A 21338-nucleotide genomic window follows, 5' to 3' on the forward strand; every position below is an offset into this window, starting at 1 on the left:
ACACTGCGGCCGTGGACCCCGCGACCTCCCCGCTCCTCACCGCCGCCGACGCCCTGGAGGCCCTCGCCGCGCGGACGACCGGCGGCTCCTGGGAGCGGTCCGGCCTGCTCGCCAGCCGGCCCGAGGTCGTCGCCCGCGCCGCCGACGGGAGCACCGTCCACGTCGCCGAGGCCCGGGCCGCCACCGTCGACTGGATCACCGCCCTGTCACCCGCGCTCGCCGCGCCCCTGGCGGACTGGCTGCGGGAGGCGGCGCGGTCCCCGGCGGGTCCCGCGGCGCTGGCGGTGGCCCGGGCCGTGCTCGCCGGCGTGGCGCCGGATCAGCGCTCGGGGCCGCTGCCGTAGTCGCCGAACGGCGCCAGCGCCGGGGGCGCGATCGCGGTCGCGGCCAGCCGCTGCCCGGACGCGTCGAGGGTGCGCACCTCGGCGGCCTCCTCCGGCATCGGGACGACGGTGCTCCCGCCGTCCAGGGGCAGGGTGACCAGCAGCTGCTCGTGCCGGTCCAGGACCTCGGCGCGCACCGCGGAGGGCGGCGCGGTGAGCACCAGCCACCGCTCGTCGTCGTCCGACCCGCCGGCGGGGGAGGGCAGCGCGCACACCCGCGCGACGGTCAGCCCGCCGACCTCGGCGTTGCCGGGCGGGGTCTGCGTGCCGCAGGCCACCGGCGCCCCGGCGCCCCCGGCCCACGTGGTGACCGCCAGCGCGCCGCCCGGGCTGTGCGCGACGACCACGGCCACCGTGCCCGGGCGTCCGCCGGCCGGCAGCGGCCCGGACCACAGCAGCTCGGGGTCCAGGGCGGCGGGTTCCACACCGAGCGGCACGGCCAGGCCGACGAGGGCTGCGGAGAGCACCGCGGGCGCCGGGGGCGTGCCGCCCGGTCGGAGCGGGCTGAGGACCGGCAGATCGACCCGTCGCCCGGCGCCGCCGTCCAGCCAGTCGACGCCCGCCCGGTAGACCACGCGGTCCTCGCGGAGCACCCGCACGCTCACGGCGGTGCCGTGCTGCGTGGTCCGCACCGGGACCACCGCCACCCCCTCGACCGCGTCCGCCGCCGCGTAGCTGCGCGAGACGGTGCCGCGGGGGCCGGCGGCCAGCCGGGGCGAGACCTCGATCCGGTCGCCGCGCCCGGCCACCACCACCAGCGTCGCCGGCCCCGGACCGCCCACCGCCAGCGACAGCGGCCGCTCCCGCCCCAGGCCGGCCGGCAGGTGCACCGACAGCTGGTCGGCGGCGGCGCCGACCGGGCCGGTGAGCCAGACGCCGCGGAAGTCGTCCTCGACGTGCCCCACGACCAACGCCACCCGGCCGTCCGGGGTGTCGGTCGCCAGGACGACCTCGCGCTCGTCCGGCGGCGGCGCGTCCTGCGCGCCCCAGCCGACCCGGCGGACCGCGGCCAGGAAGGCCGCGTCACCGGCGAGCGAGCCGCGGGTGGGCGCCACCAGCACCGGCACCGACGGCACGGGTCCGCGGTCCGCGTCCGTCGTCGCCGCCGGGCTCGGCGGGACCGGCTCGGGCACCGCCCGGGCCAGCGGAACGGCGACGGCGATCACGGCCAGCGCGCTGACCACACCGCCGGCCAGCCGCCGCCGCTGCCGCCGGGTCCGGGCGAGGACGTCGGCGACGGCCTCCTCGCCGGACAGCCGCCAGTGCCCGGCGGGCCGGGCGACCTCGTCGAGCACCTCCCGCAGGCGGGGGTCCCCGGTCACCGCCCGCCGCCGCCGGGCAGGACGGCCAGCAGGATCTCCCGGCCGCGCGCCGCCTCGGCGCGCGCGGTCCCGACGGGGCACCCCAGGGCCCGCGCCGTCTCCTCCTCCGAGCACTCCGCGTACCAGCGGAGCACTGTCGCCGCGCGGGTGCGCGGCGGCAGCTCGCGCAGCGCCCGGGGCAGCGCCGGGGCGGGCCGGGACGACGGCGGAGCGAAGGGATCGGAGAGCTCCTCGATCACCTGATCGCCGCGCAGCAGCCGGGCCCGCCAGCCGGTGACCCCGCGGACCAGCTCCCGGCGCAGCGCGCCGAGCGGCTCGGTCCGGGCCCGCCGCCACCGCCGCCACACGCGGGTCAGCGCCGCCTGAACGAGCTCCTCCGCGGAGCCGCGGTCGCCGGTGAGCAGCAGCGCCGTCCGGAGGGACCCGGCGCGCTGCTCGGCGACGAACCGGCGGAAGGACGCCTCCTGCTCGCTCACCCGGTACTCCCTCCGTTTCTCCGCTGTCCACGGTCGCCCATGGTGGTTCTCCGCGCAGCCCGGCGCCCGGGCCCGCGCACGGATGCCCCGGGATGGGGGACCCTGGTGGGAGGACCCGGGACGTCGACTTGGCAGAGTCGTCCCGGTCACCGAGGACAGCAGACCGGCTCGACGGGAGCCGGGGGTCGTGGGAAGTCAGGTCGGAGCATGGCGCAGGGCACGGTCAAGTGGTTCAACGCGGAGAAGGGGTTCGGTTTCATCGAGCCCGACGACGGCGGCGAGGACGTCTTCGTGCACTTCTCCGCGATCGCCGACGAGGGCGGCTTCCGCACCCTCGACGAGGGGCAGCGGGTGGAGTACACCGCCAGCCCCGGACAGCGCGGGCTGCAGGCCGAAGCGGTGTCCCCGCTCGGGGGCGCGCGGCGCCCGGCCCGGCCGGAGCGCCGGGATGACCGGCGAGACGACCGGCGGGACGACCGCGGTGCACGCTCGGCCCGCTCGTCCGGCGGTGCGCAGGGCACCGTGCGCTGGTTCAACGCGGAGAAGGGCTTCGGGTTCATCGAGCCCGACGACGGCGGCGAGGACGTCTTCGTGCACTTCTCGGCGATCACCGACGACGGCGGCTACCGCAGCCTCGACGAGGGCCAGCGGGTGGAGTTCACCGCCAGCCCGGGGGAGCGGGGCCTGCAGGCCGACGCGGTGCAGCCCCTCGGCGGAGGCGGGCAGCGCGGCGGCCGCGACAGCGGCGGTCGGGACGACCGGCGGGACGACCGGCGCGACCGGCGGCCGGCGCGGAGCTCGGGCGGGGCGCAGGGCACCGTGCGCTGGTTCAACGCGGAGAAGGGCTTCGGGTTCATCGAGCCCGACGACGGCGGGGACGACGTGTTCGTGCACTTCTCCGCGATCGCCGACGACGGCGGCTACCGCAGCCTCGACGAGGGCCAGCGGGTGGAGTTCACCGCCAGCCAGGGCCAGCGCGGCCTGCAGGCCGACTCGGTGCAGCCGCTCGGGGGCGGCGGCCAGCGCGGCGGCCGGGACAGCTGGCGGGACGACCGCCGCGACGACCGGCGGGATGACCGGCGGGATGACCGACGCGACGACCGCCGCGACGACCGGCGGCCCGCGCGTCCCCGGGGGAGCTCGGGCGGCGCCGAGGGCACGGTCAAGTGGTTCAACGCCGAGAAGGGCTTCGGGTTCATCGAGCCCGACGACGGCGGGGACGACGTGTTCGTGCACTTCTCCGCGATCGCCGACGACGGCGGCTACCGCAGCCTCGACGAGGGCCAGCGGGTGGAGTTCACCGCCAGCCCCGGCGAGCGCGGCCGGCAGGCCGACGAGGTCCACCCGCTCTGAGCCGACGGCCCCGCCCGGTGCACCCGGGCGGGGCCGTTTGCCCGCGGGGAGCCGCTGGGTAGCCGCGCCGGTGGCGGTGCAGCCCGCCGAACGGCGACCGGGGGAGCAGCATGGGGAACACGGACAACCACGTCGTCGCGCAGGCGGTGCACGACCTCGGGTCGGCCCTGTGGTTCGGCGGCACGGTCATGGGCGTCGCCGGGGTGAACAAGGCCGGCCGTGATCTCACGCAGGGGATCGACCGGATCCGCGTGGCGAGCTCCGCCTGGGGCCGGTTCGCACCGGCCCAGTGGGCCGGCATCGGCGCCACCCTGTTCGCGGGTCTGCGCCTGACCCAGGTGGGTGGCCGTCGGATGGCCCTGCAGGAGGGCTTCGCGCGCGTCGGCGCGCTCAAGGCCGGGATCGCCGTCGCGGGCGCGGCGGCGACCGGCTTCGCGGCGTACTCCGGCGGCCGGATCGGCAAGTTGGCCGAGCAGGCGTACGCGCACGGCGAGCCGATCGAGGTCCAGGACGCCACGGTCCCCACCGACGGCACGCCGGAGCAGATCGCCACCTGGCAGCGGCGGCAGCGGGTGGCCCAGTTCGCCGTGCCGGTGCTGGCCGGTGCCAACATCGTCTGCGGCTCCTGGCTGGTCCAGTCCTACCGGGCCGGCGCGACCGTCACGGGCGTCCTGGGCCGGCTGTTGCCCGGCTGAGCCGCAGGTCCGCCGGCCCCCGGTGGCCGCGCGCCTCCCCACCTGGCTGGCCGGGGCGTCCACGTCTACCGTGCCCGGCGACGGCCCGGGGAACGGAGGCACGATGACCGAGCCCGTGAGCCGCCGGTCCCGGGTGGCCGCCCGGCTGCGCGCTCAGCGGTGGTGGTCCCGTCCGGCCGGTCCACCGGTCGACGACGAGTTCCCCCCACTGCCCCCGGACGCCCCGGACGCACCCGCCTCCGAGGCGGCGGTGGGGACCGGCTGGCCCGGTGCCCTCCCGCCCTGGTTCCGGCGCGGGGTGTTCCTCGTCCTGTCCGCCATCGCACTGTTCCAGGTGCTGGAGTGGGCCTTCGCGAACCTGCGCGGCTTCCTCGGCCTGGTGTTCCTCTCCTGGCTGTTCGCGATCAGCGTCGAGCCGCTGGTCGGTGCGCTGGCCCGGCGCGGGATGCGGCGGGGCGCAGCCACCGGGCTGGTGCTGCTGGGTCTGGTCGCGCTGGTGGTGGCCTTCGGTGTCCTGTTCGGCGCGCTGTTGGTCGACCAGCTCGGCGAGCTGATCAGCGCGCTCCCCGACGCCGTCCGCAACGGCGTCGACTGGGTGAACGTCACGTTCGACACCGACTTCCGACCCGCCGACATCGTGGCGTCGCTGCAGCTGACCCCGGGGCGGGTGCAGTCCATCCTCCAGCAGCTCACACCGGGCGTCGTCGGCATCGTGACCGCCCTGATCGGGCTGCTGTTCCAGGGCTTCACGTTCCTGCTCTTCGCCTACTACATGTCCGCGGAGGGGCCCGCCCTGCGGCGCTCGGTCTCCCGGCGGTTCCCGCCCCGGCACCAGCTGGTGATCGCCACCGTCTGGGAGATCGCGGTCCGCAAGACCGGCGGCTACGTCGTCTCCCGGCTGCTGCTCGCGCTGATCAGCGGGGTCATCACCGGCGTCGTCCTGGTGCTGCTGGACGTGCCGTACTGGCTGCCGCTGGCGATCTGGACGGGCGCGGTGTCCCAGTTCATCCCGACCATCGGCACCTACCTGGCGATCGCCGTCCCGGCGCTGATCTCGCTGTCCGGGGACCCGTCCGACGCGCTGTGGGTCGTGGTGTTCGGCATCGTCTACCAGCAGGTGGAGAACTACCTGATCGGCCCGCGGATCACCGCCCGGACCGTGGACGTGCACCCCGCGGTGGCGCTGGGCGCGGTGATCGCCGGCGCGGCGCTGTTCGGCGCGATGGGCGCACTGGTCTCCATCCCGGTGGTCGCCGCGGTCCAGGCCGTGCTCGAGACCTACGTCCACCGGTACGAGCTGGTCGCACCCGACCACCCCGTCGTCCCGGTCGTCCCGGCCGCCAACGGGCCGGCCCCGGGGGAGGCGGCAGCTCGACCGGAGACCCCCGAGCCGACGGTGGACGGGCAGCCGGACGTGCTCCGGCCCGCGCCGGTCGCCGACGCCGAGGACCTCCCCGGCCGCGACGCCCGCGGGACGGGTTAGCGGTCAGCCCGTCGTGGCCAGCGCCCGGCTGCGCCGGTGCGCCGCCATCCGCACGGGGGCGTCCGCGGCGCCGTACCCGTCGTAGCCGCCCAGGCGCTGGACCACCACCAGGAACACGCGGTCGCCGAGGACCCGCGTGACCAGCTGCAGCCAGCGGCCGTGCTCGTCCTCGTCGTAGAGCAGCCCGAGCTCGCGGACCGCGGCCAGCAGCTCGGCCGCGAGGTCGTAGCGGGCGTCGAGGTCGTCGGCGTAGTTGTCCGGGATCGTCAGCAGGGGCGCCCCCGCGGCCCGCGCGGCCCGGGCCGTGGCGACGACGTCCGCGCTGGTGAAGGCGACGTACTGCGGGTCGGGCACGCCGGGCGCCCAGGTGCCCCGGCGCAGCGCGCTGACGCTGAGCGCCAGCCGGACGGCGCGGGCCGGGTCGCTCACCGCGCGGGTGCGCACCAGGCCGAAGGGCGCGGCGAACTCGCCGACCGCCTGCGGCTCCAGGCCCAGCACCGCCCGGTAGAACAGCGCCGCCTCGTCGAAGGAGTCGAACGGCTGGGTCAGCCCCACGTGGTCCACGCCGGTGACCCCGGCACCGGCGCCGGCGGGGGAGCCGGTCGGGAGGAAGTCGGCGGGCCAGCCGTCGGGAACGGTGCGAGTGAAGAACACCTGCGTCCCGTCGGGGGCCGCGACCGCCGACAGGTCGGCCTCGGTGGCGCCGCGGGTGCGGGGCAGCACCGGCGCCTTGAGGCACTCGGCACGCTGCGCGGACCGCGGCGGGTCGGCGCTCTCCAGGCCCAGGGCGGCGACCGACGCCACCCCGGTCGCCGACGGCCGGACGACGGAGGCGTTGAGCAGCACCCGCGCCCGCCCCTGCTCCCACAGCTGCACCGGCTTGGATCGGTGCTGCCCGGTGTGGGTGAAGCCCAGCCCGGCCAGCGCCGCCGCGACCTCGGGCCCGGACACCCCGTCCACGGCGAGCTCGGTGAACGACCAGCCGGTCAGCGCCGGGGCGGGCGGCGCGACCGCGAGCTCCGCGTCCCCGCGGCGGGCGGCGAGCTGCTCCTGCAGCCACAGCAGCGAGCGCATCGCGTCCACGGCCGTGCGGGCCGGGTCGGACTGCCGGTAGACGTCGTTGAAGACCTCGAGCGACAGCGGGCCGGTGTAGCCGGCGGCGAGCACCGAGTTCAGGAAGGCGGCCAGGTCGAAGGCGCCCTGCCCGGGGAACAGCCGGTGGTGCCGGCTCCACTGCAGCACGTCCATCTGCAGCTGCGGCGCGTCGGCGAGCTGGAGGAAGAACAGCTTGTCGGCGGGGACGGCGGCGAACCCGGCCGGGTCCCCGCCGCGGGAGAGCACGTGGAAGCTGTCCAGGCACAGCCCGAGCGCGGGGGAGTCCGCGCGCCGGACGGCGTCCCAGGACCGGTCCCAGGTGGAGACGTGCGTACCCCAGGCCAGCGCCTCGTAGGCGATCCGCAGCCCCCGCTCGCCCGCGCGCTCAGCGACCGCGGCCAGCTGCCCGGCGAGCTGGTCGGGGTCAGCGACCGCGTCGGCGGCCACCGAGGAGCACACCAGCACCGTCGTCGTCCCCAGCTGCTCCATCACGTCGAACTTCCGCTCGGCCCGGCGCAGGTTGCGGGCGAACCGCGCCGGGTCGGTGGAGTCCAGGTCCCGGAAGGGCTGGTACAGGTCGATCGACAGCCCGAGGTCGGCGCAGCGGGCCGCCAGCTCGGCCGGTGACCACGGCGCGGCGACGAGGTCGGGCTCGAAGACCTCGATGCCGTCGAACCCGGCGGCCGCCGCGGCGCCCAGCTTGTCCTCCAGCGTGCCGGACAGGCAGACGGTGGCAACCGCGCGGCGGAACGGCCGGTCAGACACGCGCGTCCACCCCCGGCTCGGCGACCAGCGTGGCGAAGTGGGCCCGCATCCGCTCGGCGTCCGGCTCCAGGCCGGTGAACAGGCGGAAGGCGTCGACCGCCTGGTAGACGGCCATGCCGCCGCCGTCCAGCACCCGGCAGCCCAGCGCGCGGGCGGTGCGCACCAGCTCGGTCTCCAGCGGCCGGTAGACCACGTCGGCGACCCACAGGGCCGGGCGCAGCAGCGCCGTGGGCACGGGGAGGCCGGGGTGCGCGACCATCCCGGTGGGGGTGGCGTGCACGAGGCCGTCGGCGGCGCTCACCGCGGCGTCCAGGCCGGTCAGGTCCCCGCCGCGCGCCCGGTCGGCGCCGAACCGGTCGGCGAGCGCCCCGGCCAGCGCGCCGGCGCGCTGGCCGTCGACGTCCAGGACGGTGAGCCGGCCGGTGCCCAGGGTCAGCAGCGCGTGCGCCACGGCCGCCCCCGCCCCGCCGGCGCCGAGCAGCACCACCCGGTCGGTGGGGACGTCGGCGAGCCCCCGGTCGAAGGACCGGGCGAAGCCGGACCAGTCGGTGTTGTGGCCGATCGCGCGGCCGTCGGTGAGGACGACGGTGTTCACCGCACCCAGGGCCGCCGCGTCCGGGGAGAGCTCGTCGAGGTGCTCCAGCACGAGCTGCTTGCACGGGTGGGTGACGTTCAGGCCGTCGAAGCCGAGCAGCCGCGCGGCGGTCAGCAGCTCCCCGACGGCGGTCGCCGGGAGCCCCAACACGTCGAGGTCGAGGCGGCGGTACAGGTAGCGGACGCCGAGCTCGTCGGCCTCCTGCTCGTGCAGGGCCGGGGTCAGCGAGGGGCCGATGCCGCTGCCGATCAGACCGACCAGGAAGCCGGGGGAGCTGAGGGACACGAGCGGACCTCCGCGTCTGTACCAGTTGGTGAGTTGTGTCTCAGGGGACCACAGGATCCGGGCGGGCGCCAGCCCCCGTCCCGGACGATGCCCGGGGCGTCGAGCTCCGTCGCCCGTAGGCTCAGGGGCGACGCCGACCGTGGAGGAAAGCCGTGACCGCCCAGCCGACCGACGCCGCGCCGCCCGACGAGGCGGCGCCGCCCGGCGAGCGGATCCGCGACGCCGAGCGGACGAAGGCCGACATCCTCACCGTCGCGACCCGGGAGTTCGCCGACCGCGGCTACGCCGGTGCGCGGATCAACGAGATCGCCGACAAGACCAGCACCACCAAGCGGATGATCTACTACTACTTCGGCGGCAAGGAGCAGCTCTACATCGCCGTCCTGGAGCAGGCCTACAGCCGGATCCGCAGCCTGGAGCAGCAGCTCGACGTCGAGCACCTCGACCCGGTCGAGGCGATCCGCGAGCTGGCCGGGCTCACCTTCGACCACCACGAGTCGCACCCGGACTTCATCCGGCTGGTCAGCATCGAGAACATCCACCGCGCCGAGCACATCGCCCGCTCGGAGGTCCTCTCCGGCCTGGCGAACCCCGCGCTGGACGTGCTGGAGGCGATCCTGCGGCGGGGCTGGGCGGCCGGCGTCTTCCGTGAGGACGTCGACGCGCTGGACGTGCACCAGGTGATCAGCGGCTTCTGCGTCTTCCGGACGGCGAACCGGCACACCTTCGGCGCGATCTTCGGCCGCGACATGCTGGACCCGGCCCGCCGGGAGCACCAGCGGCGGCTGCTCGGCGACCTCGTCGTCGCCTACCTCACCGCCTGCTGAGGACGGCGGCGACCGGAACGGGTCCTGGTGAAACGGGTCCTGGTGACCGGTAGGGCGGAGCGGCCGAGCGGCGATGGCCCGTCCCCGGCGCCGACCGGGCGCCGGTGTCCACCCGGGACCGAGTCGTCAGGGCCGGTCGGTGAGGACCTCGGCGCCGTGGAGCGCTGCGAGCGCGATGATCCGGTCCGGATCGGGCCCGACGGCGCCGATCGTCAGCAGCTCCCCGAGGGACCAGTACGCCGGAGCCTGGTCGAGGCGAACGGTGAACGGCTGTGGAGTCATGATCGCCTCCTGTAGCGCGAGACGCTGCTGGCAGCGGTCCCGCATGTCCTCCAGGTCGTCGAGTCCCCGCGTGGGCCCGTCGGGTCGGTCGCCGCTGCGTGCACGTGCAGGAGGAGTCGGCAGGGCGCCACACCTGTCCGGCGTCTGCGCGCTCCGTCCCCGGCCGTCATTTCGACCCGGCCCTGACCTGCGACTCCGGGCCACCGTCGACAGCAGTCCGCGGGGGCACTTGACACGGTGACCCGGGTCACCTCACCATCTGGTACGTAACCAGTTGGTACATAGCCGCTGGACGAGCTCCTGCCCGAGAGGGCGGGCGTGTGGCAGCCGGGGACCCCGGCGGCCGCGCGAACAGCCCTGCACCGCCGCACCGCTGTCCGACCGGGCCCGTCCCGGTCGCCCACCCGGCAGCCTTGCCCGCTGCCGCCGGCACCCCAGGAGACCTGACATGAACCCGACCCCCGCGCCGCCCGGCGGGACCGTGCCGGAGCGCACACCGCGCAAGGCCGCCCTCGCCAGCTTCGTCGGCAGCATGCTCGAGTACTACGACTTCTTCATCTACGGCGCCGCTGCGGGCCTGGTGTTCCCGCAGGTGTTCTTCCCGGAGAACGACCCGGCCACCGGCACGCTGCTCTCGCTGGCCACCTTCGGCGTCGCCTACGTGGCCCGCCCGCTCGGCGCCGTGGTCATCGGGCACTTCGGTGACGTGCTCGGCCGCAAGAAGATGCTGGTGCTGACGCTGCTGCTGATGGGCGTCTCGACGTTCGCGATCGGTCTGATCCCGTCCTACGCCGTCATCGGCGTGGCTGCCCCCATCCTGCTCGTGCTGATGCGCGTCCTGCAGGGGCTGTCGGCTGCCGGCGAGCAGAGCGGCGCCAACTCGATGACGCTGGAGCACGCACCGGAGGGTCGCCGCGGCTTCTTCACCAGCTTCACCCTCCAGGGCACCCAGGCCGGCCTGATCCTGGCCAACCTGGTCTTCCTCCCGATCGCGCTGCTGCCGGAGGACCAGCTGCTGAGCTGGGGCTGGCGGATCCCGTTCTTCCTGTCGGCCGTCGTCGTCGCGGTCGGCTACTGGGTGCGCCGCTCGCTGCCCGAGACCCCGGAGTTCGAGCGGGTCGAGCAGGAGCACACCGTCGCCAAGCTGCCCGTCGCCGTCCTGTTCCGCGACCACTGGGCCGCGGTGCTGCGGGTCGTGCTGTGTGCGCTCGTCTCCGTGGTGAGCACGATCGTCGGCACCTGGTCGCTGGCGCACGGCACCAACGTCGTGGGCATGGAGCGCTCGACCCTGCTGTGGATGGTCATCGCGGCCAACGTGGTCGCGATCGGCACCCTGCCGCTGTGGGCGATCCTGTCCGACCGGATCGGCCGCCGTCCGGTGTTCGCCTTCGGGGCGCTGGGCTCCGCCGTGGCGGTCTTCCCGTTCCTGTGGGCGTTGCAGCAGGGCAACGTCGGGCTGGTCTTCCTCTTCGGCATCCTGCTCTCCGGCGTCACGTACTCCGCGGCCAACGGCATCTGGCCTTCCCTGTACGGCGAGATGTTCGACACCCGGGTCCGGTACTCCGGCATGGCGATCGGCACCCAGATCGGCTTCGCGCTCGGCGGCTTCTCCCCGGCGATCGCGGCCGGCATCGTCGGCGAGGGGCCCAACGGCTGGCTGCCGGTGGCCTACCTGACCGCCGGGGCGGCCGTCATCGCCGGGCTGTGCGCTCTCACCGCCCGCGAGACGGCGCACATCCCGCTGGAGCAGCTCGGCCGGCCGGACGCCACCCCGCGCGACCGTCAGCTCACCCACGCCTGAGACCGACCGACGGGGCCCCGGCCGACGGCCGGGGCCCCGTCCCGTGCACGGTGGAGGAACCCATGTCCCACGTCGTCCGCCTCTCCTCCGGGGAGGTCGCCGGCCGCCTCGACGGCGGGGTCGGCAGCTGGCGCGGCATCCCCTACGCGACGGCGGCGCGGTTCGCGCCGGCCGGTCCGGTGGTGCCGTGGTCCGGTGTCCGGGACGCCACCGGACCCGGCCCCGTCGGGCTGCAGTGGGCCGTCGGCGGCGGGCTGGTCGGTACCGAGGACTGCCTGACCCTCGACGTGTACGCACCCGCGGAGGCGACCGTGCCGCTGCCCGTGCTGTTCTGGGTGCACGGCGGTGCCTTCGTGACCGGCGCGGCCGCGGACTACGACGGCTCCGTGCTGGCCGCCGCGGGCCCGTGCGTGGTTGTCGCGGTCAGCTACCGGCTGGGCCCGTTCGGCTTCCTGCAGCTCGGCACACCCGAGGACCCCGAGCCGAGCCCGGCGATGACCGACCTGCTCGCCGCGCTGGACTGGGTCCAGCGCGAGGTCGGCCGCTTCGGCGGCGACGCGGGGCGGCTGACCCTGGCCGGCCAGTCGGCCGGCGCCAGCTTGGTCTGCGCGCTGCTCGCCGCGGACGCCGGCCGCCGCACCCGGGCCGCGGTCGCGTTGTCGGTCGGGGGGCCGCCGCTGGAGGCGGCCGAGGCGGTCGACGTCGCCGGCTGGGTCCTCGCCGAGCTGGGCCTGGCGCGGGAGGACCGCACCGCCCTGCGCGACGTGCCCGCCGTTGCGGTGATGGACGCGGCCCGCCGGGTGGCGCGCGCCAGCGACCGGGTGGGCGGAGCGGTCTTCGCCCCGGTGGTCGACGGCACGGTCCTGCCCGCGCGGCCGGCCGACGTGGTGGCGTCGGGCGCCCTCCGGGACGTCCCCGTGTGGTTCGGCTCCTGCCGGGACGAGATGACGTCGCTGCTGACCGCCGGCACCGACGGCGCCACCGCGGTGGCCCGCCGCCGGGTCGGCGCAGCGCGGTTCGACCGGCTGCTGGAGGTCTACGCGCGCACCGCGCGGCCGGGGGAGGACCCGCTGCGGTCGCTGCTGACCGACGAGATGTGGCTGGAGCCGGTCCGGGAGCTGGCCCTCGCGCAGACCGCCGCCGGCGGCCGGGCCTGGCTGAGCCGGTGGGACCACGCGCCGTCGCTGCCGCCGTTCGACGCGCTCGGCCCCACGCACGGCGCGGACAACGCCTGCCTCTGGGCGGCTCCGCCGCGGTTCGTGGAGCGGCCGCTGCTCACCCGGCCGGGCGGGCCGATGAGCCCGGCCGACCGCACGGTGACCGAGGCCCTCCACGAGGCGGTGCTGGGCACGGTCCGCACCGGGTCACCGGCCGCAGGGCTGCTGGCGGACTGGCCGACCTACCGGCCGGACGCCCACTGCACCGCGGTGTTCGACGCGGTGCCACGCGTGGTGGCCGACCCCGCCGCGCAGCGCCGCCGGGCGTGGGCCGACCTCAGCGGCTGACGACCGACCGGCGCAGCACCCGGCCCAGCACCAGCGCGCCCAGCCCGGCCAGGACGACGGTCGACAGGGCGACCCGCAGCGAGCTCGCGTCGGCGACCGCGCCGATCAGCGGTGGGGAGATCAGGAAGCCGATCCGCAGCAGCCAGTTGGAGACCGCCAGGCCCAGCCCGCGCGGCAGGCCGGGCAGCTCGTCGGCGGCGTGGAAGACCGCGGGCACGAGGGTGGCCACACCCAGCCCGGCGAGCGCGAAGCCGATCAGCGTGGTGGCCACCGAGGGGACGGCGAGGGCCAGGCCCATGCCCGCCGCCGTCAGCGCGCCGCCGACCCGGACCACCCGGCGCTGCCCGAACCGGTCGACGACCCGGTCACCGGTGAGCCGCCCGACGGTCATCGCCACCGACATCGCGACGAAGCCCAGCCCGGCGGTGGCGGCACCCGCGGCCAGCTCGGTGCGCAGGTAGAGCGCGCTCCAGGAGGCGCCGGCGTCCTCGACGAAGGCGCCACAGGCGGCGAGCACCCCGAGGGCGGCCAGCGCCCAGATCGCCGTCCGGCGGGCTGTGCCGTCGGCGGGCGCCTGGTCGGCGGTGGCGGCGGCCGGGTGCTCGTCGTCGTCCCGGCCGGGCAGCATCCCGCGGCCGCTGAGCAGGGCCAGGGTGCTGAAGACGACCGCGGTCACGGCCAGGTGCACCGCCAGGGGCACGCTGAGCCCCGCGGCCGCCGACCCGAGCAGCCCGCCGGCCACCGCGCCGACGCTCCAGAGACCGTGCAGGCCGTTGAGGATCGACCGCCGGTACAGGCGCTGGACCCGCAGGCCCTGCGCGTTCTGCGCGACGTCCACGACCGCGTCCAGCGCTCCGGCGACGAACAGCGCGACGGCCAGCAGGCCCCAGTTCGGGGCGACCGCGACCGCCCAGAGCGCGACGGCGAGCAGCACCAGTCCGACCGACGCCACCCGCCCGGACCCGAGCCGGCGGATCAACGCCGCGGACGCCAGCCCGGCCAGCAGCGCGCCGAGGGGGAAGGCGGCGATCGCCGCGCCGAGCGCGGAGTTGCTCAGACCCAGCTGCTCCTTGACCTCCGGGAACCGCGGAACGAGGTTCGCGTAGAGGACGGCGTTGGTGAAGAAGCAGGCAGCGACGGCGAGCCGGGCCCGGCGCAGCCGGGTCGCGGGCAGGGTGACGGCGGTGCCCTCGGCGGTGCTCACGCGGACGCTCCCCGGAAGTCGGCCGGCCGCACCGCGCGGGCGATGATCTCGCGGGTCTGCGCCCGCGGGACCGGCTGGGTGGACAGGATCTTGTGCATCACGAGGCCCTCGACGAGGGCGTCCAGCCCGCGGGAGGTCGTGGGGTCGACGAACCGCTCGAGCACCGCGCGGCTGCGGCGCATCCACGACTCGGTCACCTCGCGCAGCGCCGGGTCACGCAGCGCGGCCAGGTACAGCTCGTAGGCGATCGCCCAGTCGCGGTCGTCGGCACCGGCGTCGCCGTGGACCAGGTCGGTGACCGCCTCGACGACGTCGTCGAGGCCGTGGACGTCGCGGAAGTGCGCCTCGTACGTGACCGCCATCCGTTCCGCGTGCCGGCGGAACGCCTGGGCGCGCAGGTCGGCCAGGCTGCGGAAGTGGTAGGTCATCGAGCCGAGCGGCACGTCGGCGGCCGCGGCCACCAGCCGGTGGGTGGTGTTCGCGACGCCGTGCTCGGCGATGACGTCCAGCGCCGCCTCGAGGATCCGCTCGGCGCGCTGGGGGTCGTGGCGGCGGGCCGGCCGGGCAGCTCCGACCACCCGGTCGACGTCCGTCATGTGTACGACTGTACGCAATGAGCGTACAGCTGTACACAGCCGCCCGGGGCCGCGGTTCGGGGACCGCGGACGGGGCACCAGCACGGGCATCCGCCGTCCCACGAGGAGGACCCCATGAGCGAGCAGTCGAACCAGCCTGACCGTCCCGCCGAGGAGGAGAGCACGCACGCGAGCACCGGTGCGGACGTCAACCGGCCCGAGGGTGGCGTCACCGAGGGCGAGACCACGGTCGACGAGGCGATCGGGAGCGGCGAAGACCCCACCCGGTGACCGGGGACGACGCAGCGGCCGGTCCGCCGTCCCCGGACTGCGGTCCGGCCGCGCGCCGGCCGACCGGTCGGAGGAGCTCAGCCGAGTGGTGCCTGGGTGGAGGCGACGATGGCGGCCGCGACGTCGCGCACCTTGCGGTTGCTGCGCTGGGACGCCGCCCGGAGGATCTCGAACGCCTCGTCGGGGCCGACGTGCTGCTGGGCCATCAGCACGCCCTTTGCCTGCTCGATGACGGCGCGCGAGTGCATCGCGACGCTCAGGTTGTGCGCCTGGTCGTCGAGCTGGGCGTGCGAGTCGGCGTTGAGCACGGCGATCGCCAGCGCCTCGGCCACCTCGGTGCCGATCCGCACGGCGTCAGGCGAGGAGAACGCCGCGGGCTCCGCGGAGTACGCGTTGAGCGCGCCGATGCTCGACCCCTGGTAGGGCAGGGGCACGGCCAGGCAGCTGCGGACACCGAGTCCGGCCGCGCGGGGGCCGACCGCGCCGAACCGGACGTCCTCGCGCAGGTCGTCGACCCGGACGACGACCCCGCCCCGGGACGCGTCCAGGCAGGGCCCGCAGCTGAGCCCGTACTGCAGCTCGTCGACCTGCAACGCCACCTTGCCGTGATGGGCCGCCGTCACCGCCCCGTCGTCGCGGACGAGCGTGAGGGAGGTGGCCTCGGCCTCGGGGATGGTGCGGGTGGCCAGCCGGAGCACCTCGAGGAGCACGTCGTCCAGCGACCGGTCGGGCAGCACGATCCGGCTCAGGTCGCGCAGGAGCTGTTGCACACGTCACATCTTGGCGGGACCGGAGCCGGCGCGGCGGGGGCAGGGCACGGCCGACCCGGCGGGCTCAGCGGGGCGCGGGCGGGAACGCCGGCTGCTCCGTGGCCGCCTCCTCCGGGAGCAGATGGCCGTCCAGCCGCAGGGCGGTCAGGGCCCGGCGGAGCCAGGCGCCCGGCTCGCGCACGGTCAGCCGGGACCCGTGTCGCAGCGCCCGGCGGTAGACGGTGGTGATCGCCCGCAGCCCGGCGATGTCGCAGAAGTGCAGCTCACGGGCGTTGAGCACCCACTCCGCATGGTCTCCGCCGGTGAGGGCGGTCGCCGCGTCGAGCAGGTGGTGGGCGGTCTGGCGGTCCAGCGACCCGTTCAGCGAGATCCGGCCGGCGACCAGGTCGACACGCACGGTGAGCTGGGCGGGCGACGCGTCCTCGGCGAAGAAGACGGGCAGCGGACGAGGGTGGGACGGGTGGAGGAGCACCCGGACGACCTCCTGGTGGGGCGGTCGGGTGGCGCGCTCCGCGACGAAGGCCGCGGCCACGCACCATGTCGGGCCGAACGGCCCAGGGCTGTGAGTTTCAACCCTGCGCAGACAGGATATGGGTGAAGGTTCCGCACAGCAATGGTTTCGTCACGGCCACATCAGGTTCGGCTGGCCGGGACGGGGACGCGGGGGCAGAGTCGACCTGCCGGTGCCGAGGCGGTATCCGGCGGGCAGGACGGCCGCCGATCGGTGGCCCGGCCCCGTAGCCAGGAGGTCCCATGCGGGCGATGGTGTACCGCGGCCCCTACAAGATCCGGGTCGAGGAGAAGGACGTCCCCGCGATCGAGCACCCCAACGACGCCGTCGTCCGGGTCGCGCTGGCCGCAATCTGCGGCTCGGACCTGCACTTGTACCACGGCATGATGCCGGACACCCGGATCGGGCACACGTTCGGCCACGAGTTCATCGGCGTCGTCGAGCAGGTCGGCTCGTCGGTACAGAGCCTGCAGGTCGGCGACCGCGTGATGGTGCCGTTCAACATCTTCTGCGGCAGCTGCTGGTTCTGCTCCCGCGGGCTGTACTCCAACTGCCACAACGTGAACCCCAACGCCACCGCGGTCGGCGGCATCTACGGCTACTCGCACACCACCGGCGGCTACGACGGCGGGCAGGCCGAGTACGTGCGCGTCCCGTTCGCCGACGTCGGCCCGGTGAAGATCCCGGACTGGATGCACGACGAGGACGCTGTGCTGCTCACCGACGCAGCCGCCACCGGCTACTTCGGCGCCCAGCTCGGTGAGATCACCGAGGGTGACACGGTCGTCGTCCTCGGCGCCGGGCCCGTCGGTCTCATCGCCGCCCAGTCCGCGTGGCTGATGGGCGCCGGCCGGGTGATCGTCATCGACCACCTGCGGGAGCGGCTGGAGAAGGCGCGCACGATGGCCCATGCCGAGACGCTGGACTACGACGAGTACGACGACATCGTCGTGGAGATGAAGAAGCAGACCGACTTCCTCGGCGCGGACGTCGTCATCGAGGCCGTGGGGGCCGAGGCCGACGGCAACTTCCTCCAGCACGTGGCCGGCACGAAGCTCAAGCTGCAGGGCGGCTCGCCGGTGGCGCTGAACTGGGCGATCGACGGCGTGCGCAAGGGCGGCACCGTTTCCGTCGTCGGCGCCTACGGGCCGATCCCCAACGCGGTGAAGTTCGGGGACGCGCTGAACAAGGGGCTCACCCTGCGGATGAACCAGACCCCGGTCAAGCGGCAGTGGCCGCGGATGTTCGAGCACGTGCGCAACGGCCACCTGACGCCGCGGGAGATGGTCACCCACCGGTTCCCGCTGGAGGACATCGCCGAGGCCTACCACGTGTTCTCGGCCAAGCTCGACGGCTGCATCAAGCCGCTGATCCTGCCCCGCGCGGACTGAGGGAGCGACCACCATGACCGAGTCCGACGTCCCCAGCGCCTACGTCCGCGACAAGCGCACCCCACCGCCGAGCCGGGAGGAGCTGCGGGCTCGCATCCCCGGCTGGGGTGCCGACCTCGACCCCGCCGACCGGCCGTCGTACCCCAAGCTGCAGTACCCCGCCGACACCGGCGCGCACTGGGACTTCCCGGAGCGGCAGCCCGGGGCCGAGGGGCGCGAGCGCTCGATCGAGCACGCGTTCGTCACCCCGGCCTTCGGCACCGCCCAGCCGCTGCACGGGCTGTCCGGGGCGATCCGCCGGCTGGCCTACCAGCGGTTCAGCGAGGGCCGGCTGGCGCACTGGATGCTGCTCATCGTCGGTGACCGGGTCGACGCCTGGGAGAGCCACCTCCGCTCGTTCGTCTCCGGGCGGCCAGACGTGCCGGCCACGGGTTTGCGCGGCGAGCTGACCCACTCCGGGCCCGGCTCGCGCGAGGGGCGCTCGGACAAGCGGCACCAGGTGCTGGACCCGGTCGTCGTCGCCGGGCCGTGGCTGGCCGCCGCGGGCGCCACCGCGCTGGGCGCACGGGCGGTCGTCCGGGCACTGCGCCGCTGACCCCGGGGCGAGGGGCCGGGGTGAGCACCGGCCGGCAGCGCTTCGACGGCTGGATCCTCGGCGTCGGCACCACCTCCGGCACCCGCATCGTCGTGGGGCACTGGCCCCGCTCGCCGCTGGGCCCGCTGTCGGACGTGATGGTGCAGCGGCCCGACGGCCACCGGGTGCTGTTCGCGCCGCACCGGGAGGCCGCCGACTTCATCACGGCCACCTACACCTTCGACGAGGTGCGGCTGGTCGACGTCGCCGTCGCGCGGCCGGACGACGCCACCTGGACCGTGGCCGCCGGCCCGCTGGACCTGCGGGTGCGCACCGGCGGCCGGCCGCTGCTGGGCCGGCTGCTGCGCGCCGTGCCGGCGCCGCTGGCCCGCACGCCGGCGTGGATCGGCCTGCTGGACCGGCCGGCCCGGCTGCTGACCGGGCTGCGGACCACCGGCTCGGCCGGCAACGGACGCACCGAGTGGTACGGCGTGCAGGACCTGCACACCGTCACCGACCTGGCGGCCACCTGGGACGGCGTACCGCTCGGCACCCTGGCGCCGGTCCGCCCGCCGGTGACCTTCGGCTTCGGGTCGGTGCCGCCGGACCCCGGGATGGTGCGGGTGACCACCACCGTGCGGGTGCCCTGAGCGGCAGACTGGACGCGTGGGGGAGGACCGGGGCAAGCCGCTGCGGGACGTCTTGGGTCCCGGGCTCGACGTGCTGTTCTGCGGCATCAACCCGTCGCTGGTGTCCGCCGAGAGGGGGCACCACTTCGCCCGGCCGGGGAACCGCTTCTGGCCGGCGCTGCACCTGGCCGGGCTCACCCCGCGCCGGTTCCGGCCCGAGGAGGACGGCGAGCTGCTGCGCCACGGTCTCGGGGTGACCAACGTCGTCGACCGCCCCACCCGCACCGCCGCCGAGCTGGACCCGGCGGAGCTGCGGGAGGGGGCCCGGGCGCTGGCGGAGCTGGTCGAGCAGTACCGGCCGCGGGCGCTCGCCGTGCTGGGTGTGACCGCGTGGCGGGTCGCCTTCGACCGCCCGCGGGCCGGGCTGGGCCGGCAGCCCGAGCGGATCGGGGGAGTGGAGACCTGGGTGGCACCCAACCCCAGCGGGCTCAACGCCCACCACCAGCTGCCCGACCTGGCCCGCCGCTACGCGCAGCTGCGGCCGGCCGGCCGCTGAGCAGCGCCGGCCCGCCGCTACGCGCAGCTGCGGCCGGCCGGCCGCTGAGCAGCGCCGGCCGGCCGCAGCTGCCGGCTCAGGTCGTCGCGGTCGACCCGGTGCCCGCCGGCACGCCGGTCCGCGGCTGCTGCTCGGCGACGTCGTCCGCGGCCTCGTTGGAGTGGAAGGACGCCTGGGCGGCGCGCAGCTGGCGTGGCACCCGCCCTCCGCGGGGCGGCTCGGGGAGGGCCGCCGGGTGCGCCCGCCCCCACTCGGTCTCCACGTCGGCGAGCAGGGCCTCCAGGTAGGAGCGCAGCTGGGTGCGGCAGGCCTGGCCGAAGGCCCGCAGGTAGGCCACCTGCTCCTCCAGGTCCTCGGTGGCGGGCTGGGCGGAGACCTCGGGGGTGCTGCGCCCGGAGGAGATACGCACCCCGGCCTCCTGGGCGGCCTGGATGATCGCGCCCGCCTTCTCCCGCGCCCGGCTGAGCTGCTCCTCGTAGTGAAGGCGCGCCTCGCTGGTCATCTGCCGGCTGAACGCCTCGGCCTCGGCGACGTACTGGTCCGCGGTGAGCTGCGCCGTGGCCAGGATGCCGACCGCCTGGTCGCTCGGGGAGGGCCGGTTGGCCGCGGCCGCCAGCTGCTGCTCGAGCCGGTGGAGCTGCTCGCGCAGCTGCGCGTTCTCCAGGGTGAGGCGGTCCAGCTCGGACGACACCCGGTCGACGAACGCGTCGACCTCGGTGTCGGTGTAGCCGGGGTGCAGCATCGTCCCGTGCGTGAAGCGCACGTCACGGACGACGTCCGGCGTGAGGCGCTCCCCGTCCCCGGCTGTGGGTGTGCTGGTGGTCATTCGGTCACCTTCCCGTCGACCGTCGGGCTCGGTCGGCTCGCTGCGAACACCTCGGTGCGGATGCGGCCCATGGGCAGGCCGTGGTGGTGGAGCCGGGTCACGGTGTCCTCGACCGTGGCCGGGTTGCCGGCGACGTAGGCGTCGCGGTTGGCCCAGGGGCCGTGCCGCAGGACGACGTCACCGATGTCCCCGTGCTCCAGGGACGAGGTCTTGTCGTGCGAGACGGCCAGGGTGACCGTCAGCCACGGCAGCTCCTGCGCCAGCCGGCGCAGGTCCGCCCGATCGTAGAACGCGTCCTCGGTGCGGGACCCGACGAACAGGTCGACCCGGCGCGGCGGGCCCTGGCGGGCCACCTGGTCGATGATCGCCTTCACCGGCGCCAACCCGGTGCCCCCGGCGACCAGCAGGAGGTCGCGCTCGGACCCGGTGTCCAGGGCCAGGTGCCCGACCGGCGGACCCAGGCGGACGGCGTCCCCCTTCTGGACCTGGCGGACCAGGGCGCTGCTGACCGGGCCGCCGTCCCGGGCTTTGACGTGCAGCTCCAGCATCCCGTCGGGGCGCGGCGCGTTGGCGGGGGAGTACCAGCGCCACAGCCGGGGCCGCAGCTCCGTCTCGACCGAGAGCGCCTGCCCGGGGAGGTACTCCACCGGCGTGCGGGGCGCGAGCTTCAGCACGGCGACGTCCAGGGTCCGGCGGTCGTGGTCGACCACCTCCGCGTCCCACCACGGGGGCTGGTCGGTCGACTCGTCGGCCGCCTTGACCATGACCTGGGCGATGAGCTCGTACGCCTCGGCCCAGCTGGCGGCGAGCGCGTCGTCCCACTCGTCGTCGAAGTGCTCGAGGGTGGCGAGCAGGCTGGCGCCCACGGCCGGGTAGTGCGCCGCGACGGTGCCGAACTTGCGGTGGTCGCGGCCCAGCTGCTGGAGGATGGGCACCAGCGTGTCCAGGTCGTCGACGCGCGCCACCACCTGGCCCAGGGCGGCGAAGAGCCGGTCCCGCTGGTGGGCCATCGACACCGGGAACAGCTCCCGGGTCTCGGGGTGGGACAGGAACAGGTGGGAGTAGAACCAGAGCGGGACCTGGTCGCCGTGGGCCGCGGCCTTGGCGAAGTTGGCCCGCATGGCGGGGATGTCCACGGAGCTTC

At 75.5% G+C, this 21338-nt stretch carries 23 protein-coding genes; 12 read left to right on the plus strand and 11 right to left on the minus strand.

Annotation, left to right across the window (positions count from 1 at the left end; all coding sequences use genetic code 11):
- The first annotated feature begins 11 nt into the window (after positions 1-11).
- Positions 12-344 (plus strand): hypothetical protein, encoded by a 333-nt coding sequence (locus tag HK417_RS05940; protein ID WP_222264352.1) that lies wholly within the window; start codon positions 12-14, stop codon positions 342-344.
- Here HK417_RS05940 and HK417_RS05945 read toward each other — a convergent pair.
- Together HK417_RS05945 and HK417_RS26090 are read right to left on the minus strand one after the other, a co-directional pair.
- Positions 320-1705 carry a hypothetical protein gene (locus HK417_RS05945; RefSeq protein ID WP_222264354.1) on the minus strand — a complete coding sequence of 462 codons (1386 nt, stop codon included), beginning with the start codon at positions 1703-1705 and terminating at the stop codon, positions 320-322. The two genes, HK417_RS05940 and HK417_RS05945, sit on opposite strands and share 25 nt — an antisense overlap.
- Entirely contained in the window at positions 1702-2181 is a 480-nt protein-coding gene (locus tag HK417_RS26090) for a sigma factor-like helix-turn-helix DNA-binding protein (protein ID WP_222264356.1), read from the minus strand. Before HK417_RS26090 ends, HK417_RS05945 begins: the two co-directional genes overlap by 4 nt.
- A gap of 207 nt (positions 2182-2388) precedes the next feature.
- Here HK417_RS26090 and HK417_RS27275 point away from each other — a divergent pair, with 207 nt between their 5' ends.
- The 3 genes from HK417_RS27275 (at position 2389) to HK417_RS05980 (ending at position 5712) form a co-directional block, all read left to right on the plus strand.
- A complete protein-coding gene (locus tag HK417_RS27275; RefSeq protein WP_439957908.1) occupies positions 2389-3534 on the plus strand; it encodes a cold-shock protein in 1146 nt (381 codons plus the stop codon).
- Positions 3535-3644: 110 nt separating this feature from the next.
- Positions 3645-4229, plus strand: a complete 585-nt coding sequence (locus tag HK417_RS05975) for a hypothetical protein (RefSeq protein ID WP_222264358.1) — start codon at positions 3645-3647, stop codon at positions 4227-4229.
- A 103-nt stretch (positions 4230-4332) separates the two neighbouring features.
- Entirely contained in the window at positions 4333-5712 is a 1380-nt protein-coding gene (locus tag HK417_RS05980) for an AI-2E family transporter (protein WP_222264360.1), read from the plus strand.
- A 3-nt stretch (positions 5713-5715) separates the two neighbouring features.
- Here the strand turns inward: HK417_RS05980 and HK417_RS05985 are convergent, their stop codons facing one another.
- A complete protein-coding gene (locus tag HK417_RS05985) occupies positions 5716-7572 on the minus strand; it encodes a sugar phosphate isomerase/epimerase and 4-hydroxyphenylpyruvate domain-containing protein (protein WP_222264362.1) in 1857 nt (618 codons plus the stop codon).
- The gene (locus HK417_RS05990; protein WP_222264364.1) at positions 7565-8452 is read right to left on the minus strand and encodes a shikimate dehydrogenase; all 888 of its coding nucleotides are present in this window, start codon (positions 8450-8452) and stop codon (positions 7565-7567) included. The genes HK417_RS05985 and HK417_RS05990 overlap by 8 nt, the downstream gene beginning before the upstream one ends.
- A gap of 152 nt (positions 8453-8604) precedes the next feature.
- On the opposite strand from HK417_RS05990, the gene HK417_RS26380 reads away from it, so the two are divergent.
- Positions 8605-9279 (plus strand): TetR family transcriptional regulator, encoded by a 675-nt coding sequence (locus tag HK417_RS26380; protein WP_222264366.1) that lies wholly within the window; start codon positions 8605-8607, stop codon positions 9277-9279.
- 126 nt (positions 9280-9405) lie between these two features.
- On the opposite strand, the gene HK417_RS06000 is transcribed toward HK417_RS26380, so the two are convergent.
- Positions 9406-9561, minus strand: a complete 156-nt coding sequence (locus HK417_RS06000; protein ID WP_222264368.1) for a hypothetical protein — start codon at positions 9559-9561, stop codon at positions 9406-9408.
- Between the two features lie 448 nt (positions 9562-10009).
- On the opposite strand from HK417_RS06000, the gene HK417_RS06005 reads away from it, so the two are divergent.
- Positions 10010-11362 carry an MFS transporter gene (locus tag HK417_RS06005; protein ID WP_222264370.1) on the plus strand — a complete coding sequence of 451 codons (1353 nt, stop codon included), beginning with the start codon at positions 10010-10012 and terminating at the stop codon, positions 11360-11362.
- A gap of 62 nt (positions 11363-11424) precedes the next feature.
- Positions 11425-12867, plus strand: a complete 1443-nt coding sequence (locus HK417_RS06010; RefSeq protein ID WP_222264372.1) for a carboxylesterase family protein — start codon at positions 11425-11427, stop codon at positions 12865-12867.
- On the opposite strand, the gene HK417_RS06015 is transcribed toward HK417_RS06010, so the two are convergent.
- Together HK417_RS06015 and HK417_RS06020 are read right to left on the minus strand one after the other, a co-directional pair.
- On the minus strand, positions 12857-14071 hold the full coding sequence (locus HK417_RS06015) for an MFS transporter (protein WP_308123403.1): 1215 nt from the start codon (positions 14069-14071) through the stop codon (positions 12857-12859). The two genes, HK417_RS06010 and HK417_RS06015, sit on opposite strands and share 11 nt — an antisense overlap.
- Complete coding sequence (locus tag HK417_RS06020) at positions 14068-14667, minus strand: TetR/AcrR family transcriptional regulator (protein ID WP_222264374.1); 600 nt, start codon at positions 14665-14667, stop codon at positions 14068-14070. Before HK417_RS06020 ends, HK417_RS06015 begins: the two co-directional genes overlap by 4 nt.
- 114 nt (positions 14668-14781) lie before the next feature.
- Here HK417_RS06020 and HK417_RS06025 point away from each other — a divergent pair, with 114 nt between their 5' ends.
- On the plus strand, positions 14782-14937 hold the full coding sequence (locus HK417_RS06025; RefSeq protein WP_222264376.1) for a hypothetical protein: 156 nt from the start codon (positions 14782-14784) through the stop codon (positions 14935-14937).
- Positions 14938-15014: 77 nt separating this feature from the next.
- Here HK417_RS06025 and HK417_RS06030 read toward each other — a convergent pair whose 3' ends face one another.
- Together HK417_RS06030 and HK417_RS26095 are read right to left on the minus strand one after the other, a co-directional pair.
- Positions 15015-15707: a GAF and ANTAR domain-containing protein gene (locus HK417_RS06030; protein WP_222264378.1), complete on the minus strand. Its 693-nt coding sequence runs from the start codon at positions 15705-15707 to the stop codon at positions 15015-15017.
- A gap of 64 nt (positions 15708-15771) precedes the next feature.
- Positions 15772-16239, minus strand: a complete 468-nt coding sequence (locus HK417_RS26095; protein ID WP_222264380.1) for an STAS domain-containing protein — start codon at positions 16237-16239, stop codon at positions 15772-15774.
- A 221-nt stretch (positions 16240-16460) separates the two neighbouring features.
- Between HK417_RS26095 and HK417_RS06040 the strand changes: the two genes are divergently transcribed.
- From HK417_RS06040 to mug, 4 genes are read left to right on the plus strand one after another with little or no spacing between them, the layout of a single operon-like run.
- The gene (locus tag HK417_RS06040; protein WP_222264382.1) at positions 16461-17609 is read left to right on the plus strand and encodes a zinc-dependent alcohol dehydrogenase; all 1149 of its coding nucleotides are present in this window, start codon (positions 16461-16463) and stop codon (positions 17607-17609) included.
- Positions 17610-17622: 13 nt separating this feature from the next.
- Complete coding sequence (locus tag HK417_RS06045; protein ID WP_222264384.1) at positions 17623-18204, plus strand: hypothetical protein; 582 nt, start codon at positions 17623-17625, stop codon at positions 18202-18204.
- 20 nt (positions 18205-18224) lie between these two features.
- Entirely contained in the window at positions 18225-18833 is a 609-nt protein-coding gene (locus HK417_RS06050; protein WP_222264386.1) for a hypothetical protein, read from the plus strand.
- Between the two features lie 16 nt (positions 18834-18849).
- On the plus strand, positions 18850-19368 hold the full coding sequence (gene mug, locus HK417_RS06055; RefSeq protein WP_222264388.1) for a G/U mismatch-specific DNA glycosylase: 519 nt from the start codon (positions 18850-18852) through the stop codon (positions 19366-19368).
- A gap of 76 nt (positions 19369-19444) precedes the next feature.
- Here mug and HK417_RS06060 read toward each other — a convergent pair whose 3' ends face one another.
- Positions 19445-20194, minus strand: a complete 750-nt coding sequence (locus HK417_RS06060) for a DivIVA domain-containing protein (protein ID WP_222264391.1) — start codon at positions 20192-20194, stop codon at positions 19445-19447.
- Positions 20191-21330 carry a globin domain-containing protein gene (locus HK417_RS06065; protein ID WP_222264392.1) on the minus strand — a complete coding sequence of 380 codons (1140 nt, stop codon included), beginning with the start codon at positions 21328-21330 and terminating at the stop codon, positions 20191-20193. Before HK417_RS06065 ends, HK417_RS06060 begins: the two co-directional genes overlap by 4 nt.
- Between the last annotated feature and the right edge of the window lie 8 nt (positions 21331-21338).

Source organism: Modestobacter marinus, assembly GCF_019799945.1.
Classification (GTDB): domain Bacteria; phylum Actinomycetota; class Actinomycetes; order Mycobacteriales; family Geodermatophilaceae; genus Modestobacter; species Modestobacter marinus_B.